We start from the raw sequence: 12,491 nt of genomic DNA, 5'->3' as shown, positions 1-12,491 counted from the left end.
GGGACGGGGCAGGTGGCGTCGGGGAACGGGGCGGGGAACCGGGGTGCGCGGCCTTATCGCAAGCACCGTCCGCTGCCCGCGTTGATCGTGATCGGCGTGCTCGCGCTCGGCGCGGTGTTCGTCTGGGTCAACGCCGTGGTCGGCCGCGGCGACGTCGACGCGGCGGTCCGCTGCAGCCCCGAGCCCAAAGCGCCGCCCGGAATCACGTACACGACGGTCCCGCACAACGGCCTGGACGACCGCTCGCCGATGCCCCCGGACAAGATCGCGCTGAGGGTCCTCAACGCGAGCAGCACGCGCGGGCAGGGCAGCATCGCCACCAACACGCTGCGGGACCTCGGCTTCACCGCGATCGGCGACCCGGCCAACGACCCGGCGTACCCGAAGGGCGACGCGCGCTGCCGCGGCCAGATCCGATACGGCGACAACGGCGCCGGCGCGGCCCGCACGGTCAGCCTGGTGATCCCCTGCGCGGAGCTGGTCCACGACACCCGCAAGGACGCCAGCGTCGACCTGGCCACCGGCAAGCTCTTCACCGACATCCAGCCGCGGCCCGAGGCGGTCAAGATCCTCAAGCAGCTCACCGCCTGGTCGCAGGCGCACCAGGGCGGCGGCAGCAGCGAGCAGTCCGCCGGCCCGAACGCGCCGGTGATCGACCAGACGCTCCTGGCCTCGGCCCGCGCCGTCACCTGCTGACCCCGCGAACGAGGTCAGCAGGCCCGGTCACACCTCCGCGGCGCCGCTCGCGGCCAACGTCGCGCGCAGTTCCGCCGCGATCCCCGGCGACGCCGCGAACGTCGCGTCCTCCCCCAGGTCCGCCGCTTCGCCCGGCAGCAGCACCGTCGCGCCCGCCTCCTGCGCCACCAGCGCGCCAGCCGCCCAGTCCCAGCGGTGCAGACCGTGCTCGAAGTAGCCGTCCAGCCACCCGGCCGCGACCGCGCACAGGTCCAGCGAAGCCGCGCCCCGGCGGCGGATGTCGCGCACGCGCCCGACCAGATCCGCGGTCAGCTTGCCCTGCCGGACGCGGCGGTCCTGCGCGTAGGAGAACCCCATCCCGACGAGCGCCAGGTCCAACCGGGCCGCCGACGACACCGACAGCGGAGCGCCGTCGAGCCACGCACCGCCCCCGCGGACGGCCGTCCAGCGCCGTCCGCTCACCGGTTCCACGACCGCCCCCGCGACCGACACCCCGTCGATCTGAGCCGCGACCGACACCGCGAAGGTCGGCAAGCCGTAAAGGAAGTTGACCGTCCCGTCGATCGGGTCGACCACCCACGTGACCCCGCCGCCTGCCGCTCCCCCGCCTTCCTCGCCGAGCACCGGTTCCCCGGGCCGGATCCGCTCCAGCCGGGCGCGGACCAGTTCCTCCGACTCCCGGTCCACCGCGGTCACCACGTCGGTCTCCGCCGACTTCGTGTCCACCGCGACCTGGCCGCCGGACTGCATCCGCACCCACGCCGTCCGGACCAGGTGCGCGGCCTCGACCGCGACCTGCTCGGCGGTGTTCTTCAGGTCGTTCGCCATCGCCTCGTCAACTCCCACGCCCGCCATGTCACCACATCCGGTTAAAGTCTCCGCAGCAGACTTCTGAATCGTGCGAGAAGGGACCACGTCAGTGACGGCGACCCGAGGCTTCGGAATCGACATCGGCGGCAGCGGGATCAAAGGCGCGCTGGTCGATCTGGAACAGGGACAGCTCATCGGGGACCGGCACCGGATCGAAACTCCGCAGCCGTCGACGCCGGACGCGGTGGCGGACGTCGTCGCCGAGATCGTCCGCGCGGCGGAGTGGGACGGCCCGGTCGGCGTGACGCTTCCCGCGGTGGTCAAGAAGGGCACCGCGCACACCGCGGCCAACATCGACCACAAATGGATCGGCACGGACGCCGAGGCGCTCTTCGCGAAGCGGCTCGGCAAGAGCGTCGGAGAGGTCACGATGCTCAACGACGCTGACGCGGCGGGCCTCGCCGAGATCCGCTTCGGCGACGCGGCCGCGCGTACCGGAGTGACCGCGCTGCTCACCTTCGGCACCGGCATCGGCAGCGCGCTGTTCCACGACGGCAAGCTCGTGCCCAACACCGAATTCGGCCATCTGGAGGTCGACGGCCACGACGCGGAGAAACGCGCCGCCGCCTCGGTGAAGGACAACGAGGGCCTGTCGTACCCGCAGTGGGCCAAGCGGGTGCACCGGTACCTCTCGGTGCTGGAGAACCTGATCTGGCCGGACCTGTTCATCGTCGGCGGCGGCGTCAGCAAGAAGGCCGAGAAGTGGGTGCCGCTGCTGGACATCCGCACGCCGGTGGTCGTCGCGTCGCTGCAGAACAACGCGGGCATCGTCGGGGCCGCCGCGGCCGCCGCGGAGGGTGCCGGGCACTGAGCGGCTGGTCCGCGCCGGGTCTCGGACCGGTCACCGCGAGGCGCCGGACCGGGGGCCGGAGGGTGATCGCTTCGCGACGCAGTGGGCCGACGTCGTTACAATGGAACACGGCGCAGGAGCTGCGGAGGCAAAACCGCAGGCCGAGGCGTGTTCCCCGAATGTGAGGCAGCTGAGGTGGCGACATCTCGGCTCGTCATGATCGACCGCTGCGAAAGGGCGTAAGTGGCAGCCGCAAGAACCGCAACCCGAGGCGGGACGAAGACAGCGACCGAAGCCGGCGAGCCGGCCGACGAGGCAGCCACCGGAGCGGCGAAGTCCCCGGCGCGCAAGACCGCCGCGAAGCCGGCGGGCGCGAAGAAGACTCCGGCCAAGAAGGCTCCGGCTAAGAAGGCCGCCGCGAAGGGTCCGAAGACCGACGACGGCGATCCCGACGGCCCGGTCGACCTCGACGAGGCCGAACTCGACAGCCCGGACCTGTCCGATCTCGAAGAGGTCGAGGTCGACGTCGTCGACGAGACGGTCAACGACGAGACCGACGACGACGAGGACGACGACACCGAGGACGAGGCCGAAGCGGCCGACGGGACCGCGGGCGCCGCGGCCTCCACCGCCGCGCGCCGTCGCGCGACCGCGGCGGAGAAGGGCGGCAAGTCCTCGGACAACCCGGACTTCGTGTGGGACGAGGAGGAGTCCGAGGCGCTGCGCCAGGCGCGCAAGGACGCCGAGCTCACCGCGTCGGCGGACTCGGTCCGCGCCTACCTCAAGCAGATCGGCAAGGTCGCGCTGCTGAACGCCGAGGAGGAGGTGGAGCTCGCCAAGCGGATCGAGGCCGGGCTCTACGCCGCCGAGCGCGTGCGCACCGCCGAGGAGGAGGGCGAGAAGCTCGTCACCCAGATGCGCCGCGACCTCAAGTGGATCGTGCGCGACGGCGAGCGGGCCAAGAACCACCTGCTGGAGGCGAACCTCCGGCTCGTGGTGTCGCTGGCCAAGCGCTACACCGGCCGCGGCATGGCGTTCCTGGACCTGATCCAGGAGGGCAACCTCGGCCTGATCCGCGCGGTGGAGAAGTTCGACTACACCAAGGGCTACAAGTTCTCCACGTACGCCACGTGGTGGATCCGCCAGGCGATCACCCGCGCGATGGCCGACCAGGCCCGCACCATCCGCATCCCGGTGCACATGGTCGAGGTCATCAACAAGCTGGGCCGCATCCAGCGCGAGCTCCTGCAGGACCTCGGCCGCGAGCCGACGCCCGAGGAACTCGCCAAGGAGATGGACATCTCGCCGGAGAAGGTCCTGGAGATCCAGCAGTACGCGCGCGAGCCGATCTCGCTGGACCAGACCATCGGCGACGAGGGCGATTCGCAGCTCGGCGACTTCATCGAGGACTCCGAAGCGGTCGTCGCGGTCGACGCGGTGTCGTTCACGCTGCTGCAGGACCAGCTCCAGTCGGTGCTGCAGACGCTGTCCGAGCGCGAGGCGGGCGTGGTCCGGCTGCGCTTCGGCCTCACCGACGGCCAGCCGCGCACCCTCGACGAGATCGGCCAGGTCTACGGGGTCACGCGCGAGCGGATCCGGCAGATCGAGTCGAAGACGATGTCGAAGCTGCGCCACCCGTCGCGTTCGCAGGTGCTGCGCGACTACCTGGACTGAGCTTCTCCGGTTCCCGCGAGAAACCCCGCCCCCGCACTACGCGGCGGCGGGGTTTCCGCGTTTACGAACAACGGCCCGGCGAGAACGGGCCCGGCATTTCCGCGAAATCCTTCCTTCGGCCGGACACAGTGGACCGGACAAGTCCCGAAAACCCGGAGACGCGGGCCCCCGATCCGAATTACGCTGCGGCGCAACAAGAATCCCGGAGCCAATCCCCGGGGCGATCGGGCACCCGAACGTGCAACTCCGCGGGGCCGCGAAACCGAGCGCGTTGGCATACGTGTCCGTTCCCCGTTCACAACCGTTCACCCGGAACCCCCGGAACCGTTCCGGAATACTCATCGCCGGTGCACGGTCGCGCACCCACCGCGACACTGGGACCGCGGCAAGAGGCGAAAGTCGGTTGTTCTCCCCCAGAACGCGGAAATCGTGATTGTTTGGTTGCCTGAAAACGAAGATCGCAACCGGTGATCGCTATTAGGCTGCGCCCACAACGAGCGTCAGTATTGGAAGGCAGCACCGCCCAGTGTTTTCGACGAAAACTCAATCGCGAGCGAGCCAGGGATGCCCGGCGGCGCGGAGCGGATCCTCCGGCCCCGGTGAAGCGAGGCAACTGTGATCGGGTTCCTCCTCCGCAGACTCGTCAACTACATCGCCCTGTGCCTCGTCGCGACCTTCGCGGCGTTCTCCTTGGCGTCACTGTCCTTCAGTCCGCTGGACGCGCTCAAGCTGCGCAACCCGCCCGCCCCGCAGGCGACCATCGACGCGAAGGCCGCCGAGCTGCACCTCGACCAGGCGATCCCGCACCGGTTCTTCACCTGGCTGGGCGGCGTCTTCCAGGGCAACTTCGGCCGCACCGTCGCCGATCAGGCGATCACCGACGAACTGTTCCGCCGCGCGGGCGTGAGCCTGCGGCTGTTCCTGCTCGGGATCACGATCGGCATCATCATCGGCGTGCTCGTCGGCGTGGTCAGCGCGATCCGGCAGTACAAGATCAGCGACTACCTCGCCACCACGTTCTCCTTCGTGGTGCTGTCGACACCGGTGTTCGTGATCGCCACGATCCTCAAGGCGGGCGCGCAGTCGGTCAACGACAACCTGCTCGACGGGTACCAGTTCTTCATCGTGCAGGGCGAGGGCGGCGCGATCGACGGCGGTTTCGGCGAGGTCCTGCTCGACCGGCTGCAGCACATCATCGTGCCGACCCTGGCGATCGTGCTGACCCAGGTCGCCTACTACAGCCGCTACCAGCGTTCGGCGATGCTCGACGTGCTCGGCTCGGACTTCCTGCGCACCGCGCAGGCCAAGGGCCTCACCCGCAGGCGCGCGCTGTTCAAGCACGGCCTGCGCACCGCGCTGATCCCGATGGCGACGCTGTTCGCGTTCGGCTTCGGCCTGCTCATCACCGGCGGCGTCTTCACCGAGAAGATCTTCGGCTGGTACGGCATGGGCGACTGGCTGGTGACCGGCATCCAGAAGCAGGACACCAACATCGTCACCACCGTGACCCTGTTCATCGCGATCTGCGTGCTGCTCGCCGGCTGGCTCGCGGACGTGCTCTACGCCGCGCTCGACCCGAGGGTGAGGATCTGATGGCCGCCCCATTGAACGAGGCCGACCTCGCGGATTCGGCCGTCGCCGCCACCGAGACGGCCACCGAGCAGCAGACCGGGAAGTCCTCCAGCCGCGGCAAGCTCGTGGCCCGCCGGTTCTTCCGCAACAAACTGGCGCTCGCCGGGCTCGTCGTCATCCTGCTGTTCTACGTGCTGGCGTTCACCTACAGCTGGTATTCGCCCTGGGGCTACGACGAACTCGACCCGGCCTCGACGCTGATGCCGCCGGACGGCACGCACTGGTTCGGCACCAACCAGATCGGCGGCGACATGTTCGCGCAGACGATGCGCGGGCTGCAGAAGTCGCTCACCATCGGCCTGCTGGCCGCGCTGTTCTCCACCGGCGTGGCCTCGATCGTCGGCTCCGCGGCCGGGTACTTCGGCGGCTGGACCGACCGGGTGTCGATGTGGGTCGTCGACCTGCTGCTGATCCTCCCGCCGTTCCTGATCATCTCGATCCTGTCGCCGGCCTTCCGCGGCAAGACGTGGCTGATCCTGGTCGGCCTGATCGCGCTGTTCCAGTGGATGATCACCGCCCGCATCGTCCGCGGCATGACGCTGACGCTGCGCGAACGCGAGTTCGTGAAGGCCGCCAAGTTCATGGGCCAGTCCCCGTGGCGGATCATCTTCAAGCACATCGTGCCGAACATGGCCTCGCTGCTGATCATCGACGCGACGATCAACGTCGGCGTCGCGATCATCATGGAGACGTCGCTGTCGTTCTTCGGCTTCGGCGTGCAGGCCCCGGACGTTTCGCTCGGCACGCTGATCTCGGCGGGTTCCGACGCGGTCCGGACGTTCCCGTGGCTGTTCTACATCCCGGCCGGCTTCCTGGTGTTCACCGTGCTCGCGGTGAACTTCGTCGGCGACGGCCTGCGCGACGCGCTCGACCCGTCGTCCAGCCGGTCGCGGCGCAAGGAACGCAAGCGGATCGAAGAGAAAACGAAGTCGACCGCCTCGACGCAGACCGTGGGAGCAGAAGCATGAGCGCCGCACTCGAGCTGAGCGCGGAAACGGGCAAGCCCACCGGCACCGTGCTCGAGGTTTCCGACCTCGAAGTGTCCTTCCCGTCCGAGTCCGGTCGCGTGCACGCGGTGCGCGGGCTGAACTACCAGGTCGCCGCGGGCGAGGTGCTCGGCATCGTCGGCGAATCCGGTTCCGGCAAATCGGTTTCGTCGCTCGCGGTGATGGGGCTGCTGCCGCCGCAGGCGCGGGTTTCGGGCTCGATCCGGTTCCAGGACAGCGAATTGATCGGCAAGTCCGACACCGACCTGTCGAAGATCCGCGGCAAGAAGATCTCGATGGTCTTCCAGGACCCGCTGTCCGCGCTGACCCCGGTGTACACCGTCGGGGCGCAGATCGCCGAGGCGCTGCTGGTGCACGGCAAGGGCACGATCACCAAGCAGCAGGCGAACAACCGCGCGGTCGAACTGCTCGACCTGGTCGGCATCCCGAACGCGGCGGCGCGGGCGAAAGCGTTCCCGCACGAGTTCTCCGGCGGCATGCGCCAGCGCGCGGTGATCGCCATCGCGATCGCCAACGACCCGGACCTGATCATCGCCGACGAGCCGACCACCGCGCTCGACGTGACGGTGCAGGCCCAGGTGCTGGAGGTGCTGAAGACCGCGCAGGAGGTCACCGGCGCGGGCATCGTGATCATCACGCACGACCTCGGCGTGGTCGCCGGGTTCGCCGACCGGCTGATGGTGATGTACGCCGGGCGCGCGGTCGAACAGGGTCCGGTCGAGACGATCTACGCCCAGCCGCGGATGCCGTACACGCTGGGCCTGCTCGGTTCGATCCCCCGCGTCGACGCGCGGGAGAAGCAGCCGCTGGTGCCGATCGAAGGCCAGCCGCCGTCGCTGGTGAACCTGCCGCAGGGCTGCCCGTTCGCGCCGCGCTGCCCGCTGGCGATCGACGCCTGCCGCACGGCCGAGCCGGAACTGTTCACGATCACGCCGGGCAACCCGAACGCGCCGGTCGACACCACGCACCGGGCCGCCTGCATCCGCACCGAGGAACTCGCCCGTCCGGAAGCGGACGCCGCCGAGGTCTACGGCGCCGAGGTGATCGAGGAGGCCGCGGTCGCGTCGCTGCCGCGCACCCAGCGCTCGACCGTGCTGGACGTGCGGGACCTGCAGAAGCACTACGCGGTCAGCAAGGGCACCGTCTTCAAGCGCAAGGTCGGCACCGTGCGCGCGGTCGACGGGATCACCTTCGACATCGTCGAGGGCGAAACCCTCGGCCTGGTCGGGGAATCCGGCTGCGGCAAGTCGACCACGCTGATGGAGATCCTCGAACTGGCGGCCCCGTCGCACGGTTCGGTCGCGGTGCTCGGCAAGGACGTCGCGAAGCTCGCGGGCAAGGACCGCAAGGCGATCCGCCGCGATCTGCAGGTGGTCTTCCAGGACCCGATGGCCGCGCTCGACCCCCGGCTGCCGATCGGCGACATCATCGCCGAGCCGATGGTCACGCACGGGTTCTCGAAGGAGCGGATCGACCAGCGGGTGCCGGAACTGCTCGGGCTGGTCGGCCTGCGCCCCGAGCACGCCGACCGGTACCCGGCGGAGTTCTCCGGCGGGCAGCGCCAGCGCATCGGCATCGCGCGGGCGCTCGCGCTGGAGCCGAAGCTGATCGTGCTCGACGAGCCGGTGTCCGCGCTCGACGTGTCGATCCAGGCCGGCGTGATCAACCTGCTGGACGAGCTGAAGGCCAAGCTGGGCCTGTCGTACCTGTTCGTGGCGCACGACCTGTCGGTGGTCCGGCACATCGCCGACCGCGTGGCCGTGATGTACCTCGGCAAGATCGTGGAGATCGGCGACGTCCGCACGGTTTTCGAGGCCCCGCAGCATCCGTACACGCAGGCGCTGCTGTCCGCGATCCCGATCCCGGACCCGGCCAAGGAGCGCGAGCGCGGCCGGATCATCCTCACCGGCGACCTGCCCAGCCCGGCGAACCCGCCGTCGGGCTGCCGGTTCCGGACCCGGTGTTTCGTCTTCTCCCAGCTGTCCGAAGAGGACAAGAAGAAGTGCGTCGACGTCGAACCTCCGCGCGAATCCCGCGCGCAGGACCACGACGTCGCGTGCCACTACGCCAAAACCCGCGAAGTTGTGTAGCCACGATCCGTTGGCACACCAGAAGAAGAAAGGTAGACACATGCGACGGAGAATGGCCGCACTCGTGGCCCCCGTTGCCGCTCTGGGGCTCCTGCTCGCCGCTTGCGGCGGCGGCAGCGGCGGCGGCGACAAAGGCCTGCAGGACACCGGTTCCTCCGGGGTCAAGACCGCGGACATCAACGAGCAGCCGCTGGACAAGCTGAAGGACGGCGGCGACTTCAAGTGGCCGGTCGACCAGCTGCCGGACAACTGGAACTACTACCAGGTCGACGGCACCGTCCTGGACGGCGCCAGCATGTTCGGCGCGATCCTGCCCTACCCGTTCCCGCAGAACGCGGACGCGACGGTCGGGACCGACAAGAACTACCTGACCTCGGCCGAGGTCGTCAGCCAGGACCCGCAGGTCATCGAGTACAAGATCAACCCGAAGGCCAAGTGGAGCAACGGGCGCCAGTTCTCGTGGGAGGACTTCGCCGCGATGGCGAAGGCCCTGAACGGCAAGGACACCGCCTACCAGGTCTCCAGCACCACCGGCTACGAGGACATCGCGAAGGTCGAGAAGGGCACTGACGACCTCGACGTCAAGATCACCTTCGCGAAGAAGTTCGCGGAGTGGAAGTCGCTGTTCTCGCCGCTGTACCCGAAGGAGGCGATGGCCGACGCCAACACCTTCAACAAGGGCTGGGCGCAGAAGGCGCAGATCACCGCGGGTCCGTTCAAGATCAAGAGCGTCGACTACACCGCCAAGACCGCGGTGTTCGAGCGCGACCCGAACTGGTGGGGCGACAAGCCGAAGCTGGACACCGTGACCTACAAGGTCGTGGACCGGCCGGCACTGGCGGACGCGTTCGCCAACGGGCAGATCGACTTCTACCCGCTGAACAACGACATCAACGCGTTCAAGCGGGCCCAGGCGGACCCGAACGCGGCCGTGCGCCAGTCGGCCTACCCCGACTACACGCACATGACGCTCAACGGCGCCCCGTCCTCGATCCTCGCGGACAAGGACCTGCGGCTGGCGGTCATGCGCGGCGTCGACACGGTGACCATCGCGAAGTCGATCCTCGGCCAGATGCAGAAGGACACCACGCCGATCGGCAACCACCTGTACCTCAAGGGCTCGAAGACCTACGAGGACAACAGCGGCCCGTACAAGTTCGACCAGAACGCGGCCAAGGCGGAGCTGGACAAGCTGGGCTGGAAGCAGTCCGGCGACCTGCGCGCCAAGGACGGCAAGCAGCTGAAGCTGCGCCTGGTGATCCCGACCGGCACCCCGATCAGCCAGCAGACCGCCCAGATCCTGCAGTCGCAGCTGAAGGCGATCGGCGTCGGCATCGACATCGTGGCCGTCCCGTCGACCGAGTTCTTCAAGAACTACGTCAACGTCGGCAACTTCGACCTCACGCTGTTCCGCTGGATCTCGAACTCGTTCCCGATCGGCGGCAGCAAGGGCATCTACTACCTGGACCCGAAGAACGTCAACCAGAACTACGGCCGGATCGGCAGCGACAAGGAAAACCAGCTGCTCGACACCGCCGCGCAGGAACTGGACGACACGAAGCGGGCCGCGGACATCAACGCCGCGGACAAGGAGATCTGGGCGCTGGGCCACCAGCTTCCGATCTTCCAGTCGGTCGGTGCGTTCGCCGTCCGCAAGACGGTCGGCAACTTCGGTTCGCCGGGCTACGCGAACAACCCGTACGACTACCCCAAGATCGGGTTCGTGAAGTAATCCTCCCCCAGCGGGATTCGAAGGAGCGGCGCGGACTCCCCGCGCCGCTCCTTCCTTTTTGGACAGTTAAGGTGAGCTTTGTGCGGAACTTCCTGCGGTTGCGGCCGGTACGCCACATTCTCGTGACGAGTGCGGTCGTGTTCGTCGCGTGCGCGGCGGTGTTCGTGGTGCAGCTGCTGGAGTTCAACAGCACCCGGCCGCGCCTGCAGGGGCTCACCGCGAACGCGACCGGCATCGTCGCGCGAGTCGACGACGACACCGTCACCGTGCGGTTCCCGGTGCCGAATCAGCCGGAAGCGAACGCGGCGGTCGAGCTGGACACCACTCCCCCTCCGCTGGGCGCGAAGGTTCCGGTGCGCTACGACCCGTCCGCACCTTCGCGGGCAGTCACGACCGGCGCTTCGGCTTTGGTGACCGCTGATCGCGCCTCGACCTACGCGACGGTCACTGTGGTCGCAGTGCTCGCGATGCTTGCGGTGAACGGATTCCTGCTCTTCAAGCGCTTCGTGCAGCCGTCGCGGCGCAAGGCGGGTGCTTCGGTGCCGATGCGCCGGATCAAGGTGCAGCGCGGGTTGCTGACGCGATCGTGGCTGGAGGCCGACACCGCGACGCCGCGGTGGATCCCGGTGTACTTCTCGCCGACGCTGATCGGCCTGCCGTCGCCTTCGCGGGTCGAGGTGCTGGGCGACCTGCGGACAGACCGTCATGTGGCCGTCCGGATCGACGGAGAGGTGCTGTACCCGGCGGGTTCGGTGCGCACTGCGGAGCCGCGTGGCCGTCGCCTGGACAACCCTTCCGAGCCGGACGAGGAACGCACGCTTGCCGCCGCGACGCCGGTACGGCTTGCGCGGCAATTCCGGGCTGACCTGCCGGTGCTGGCCGTCGCTCCGGTCGTGGGGGCGTTTTGGGCGTTGGTCGACGGCAGCGGCTTCGCGGGCTGGCTGACGGTCAGCGTGCTGATCGCCGCGTTCGGGTTCTGGTGGGCTGCGCTGCGCGGCTCGGACCCGTCACTCTGATTCCAGCGCCGCCAGGATCTCGGCCAAATCGGCGTACGTCTCCTCCACCTGCCGCTCCTTGAGCCGCATCCGCTCCAACCGGACCGCGCCGAGGTGGCGGGCTTCGTAATACAACGCCCGCCGACGCGCCGACGGGGACTCGTCGGGTCGCCCGTAGGTGTCCCAGAACCAATCCCGCTTCGAGCCCGTTTTCACCGACGCCATGCGGATCGTCCAGTCCGCCGCCGGGTCGCCCCACCAGCTGCGGTCGTGGTCGAACACCCCGACGATCTGCAGCGACGGGGTCAGCATCACGTTCACGTGCCACAGATCCCCGTGCAGCAGGCGCGGTTCGGTGATCTCGTCGAGCAACGCCGCGTCGCGCTTCGCCCAGGCGGCCACCGCGCGCAGGTCGGCCCCGTCGAGGCCGAGATCCTCCACATCGGCGGCGTTGTCCTCGAAGTACGCGATCAGCGCTTCGCTCCAGGTCGCGAAATGCGGTCCGGCCACGGTGCCGAACCCGGGGCCGCGCACGTCGTGGACGGCGCGGGCGAGTTCGCCGAGCTGGCGGAAGTACGGGGCCCGCTCCTCCGGCGTCCGAGCGGAAAGGACTTCCGGGCCGGGCTCTCCGGGAAGAACGGCCTGCAGCACGTAATCGCGGCCGATGACCTGGTGCGTGAAGTCGGCCGCGAGAGTGCGCGGCATCAGCGGCGCGATCGGCGCGAAGTACGGCGCGGCAAGGTACTCGTTGCGCATGAACTGATGCTCGATCCGGTTCTGCCGCGCCGGTTCCGGGGCGACGCGCAGGATGGCCGGGCCGTCGGCCAGTTCCACCCGGTAGGTGTTGTTGTAGCCGCCCCAGCCGATTTCGACGGCGGACCGCACGCCGCTGCCCAGCGCGCGACGGCAGAGCAGTTCGATCTGGTCGGCGGTGAGAGGCTGCTGGAACGCGTCCGCGGGCCGGTCTTTCGGCTGGAAGTCCACCCGGGCATCCTGCCACTCCGC

At 68.9% G+C, this 12,491-nt stretch carries 10 protein-coding genes; 8 read left to right on the top strand and 2 right to left on the bottom strand.

Translation table 11 applies throughout. The annotated features are described in order from the left end of the window. The first annotated feature begins 12 nt into the window (after nt 1-12). A complete protein-coding gene (cei, locus tag CU254_RS10865; RefSeq protein WP_100266755.1) occupies nt 13-696 on the top strand; it encodes an envelope integrity protein Cei in 684 nt (227 codons plus the stop codon). Nucleotides 697-723: 27 nt separating this feature from the next. On the opposite strand, the gene CU254_RS10860 is transcribed toward cei, so the two are convergent. Next, nucleotides 724-1,551: an inositol monophosphatase family protein gene (locus CU254_RS10860; protein WP_009075560.1), complete on the bottom strand. Its 828-nt coding sequence runs from the start codon at nt 1,549-1,551 to the stop codon at nt 724-726. Nucleotides 1,552-1,615: 64 nt separating this feature from the next. Here CU254_RS10860 and ppgK point away from each other — a divergent pair, with 64 nt between their 5' ends. The 7 genes from ppgK (at nt 1,616) to CU254_RS10825 (ending at nt 11,507) form a co-directional block, all read left to right on the top strand. Further along, complete coding sequence (ppgK, locus tag CU254_RS10855) at nt 1,616-2,377, top strand: polyphosphate--glucose phosphotransferase (protein WP_037713267.1); 762 nt, start codon at nt 1,616-1,618, stop codon at nt 2,375-2,377. A 222-nt stretch (nt 2,378-2,599) separates the two neighbouring features. After that, nucleotides 2,600-4,030: an RNA polymerase sigma factor gene (locus CU254_RS10850; protein ID WP_009075557.1), complete on the top strand. Its 1,431-nt coding sequence runs from the start codon at nt 2,600-2,602 to the stop codon at nt 4,028-4,030. A 615-nt stretch (nt 4,031-4,645) separates the two neighbouring features. Continuing rightward, on the top strand, nt 4,646-5,623 hold the full coding sequence (locus CU254_RS10845; protein ID WP_009075553.1) for an ABC transporter permease: 978 nt from the start codon (nt 4,646-4,648) through the stop codon (nt 5,621-5,623). Beyond that, on the top strand, nt 5,623-6,630 hold the full coding sequence (locus CU254_RS10840) for an ABC transporter permease (protein ID WP_009075552.1): 1,008 nt from the start codon (nt 5,623-5,625) through the stop codon (nt 6,628-6,630). Before CU254_RS10845 ends, CU254_RS10840 begins: the two co-directional genes overlap by 1 nt. After that, on the top strand, nt 6,627-8,759 hold the full coding sequence (locus tag CU254_RS10835; protein WP_009075550.1) for an ABC transporter ATP-binding protein: 2,133 nt from the start codon (nt 6,627-6,629) through the stop codon (nt 8,757-8,759). Before CU254_RS10840 ends, CU254_RS10835 begins: the two co-directional genes overlap by 4 nt. A gap of 40 nt (nt 8,760-8,799) precedes the next feature. Then, nucleotides 8,800-10,491 (top strand): ABC transporter family substrate-binding protein, encoded by a 1,692-nt coding sequence (locus CU254_RS10830; RefSeq protein WP_009075548.1) that lies wholly within the window; start codon nt 8,800-8,802, stop codon nt 10,489-10,491. Nucleotides 10,492-10,571: 80 nt separating this feature from the next. Then, a complete protein-coding gene (locus CU254_RS10825) occupies nt 10,572-11,507 on the top strand; it encodes a hypothetical protein (RefSeq protein WP_100266753.1) in 936 nt (311 codons plus the stop codon). Here the strand turns inward: CU254_RS10825 and CU254_RS10820 are convergent. Further along, entirely contained in the window at nt 11,499-12,470 is a 972-nt protein-coding gene (locus tag CU254_RS10820) for a phosphotransferase family protein (protein ID WP_009075545.1), read from the bottom strand. The genes CU254_RS10825 and CU254_RS10820 overlap by 9 nt on opposite strands. Nucleotides 12,471-12,491: the final 21 nt, after the last annotated feature.

Source organism: Amycolatopsis sp. AA4, from assembly GCF_002796545.1.
GTDB lineage: Bacteria > Actinomycetota > Actinomycetes > Mycobacteriales > Pseudonocardiaceae > Amycolatopsis.
The sequence above is the reverse complement of the archived record's forward strand: the minus strand, read 5'-3'. Positions and strand labels throughout refer to the sequence as shown.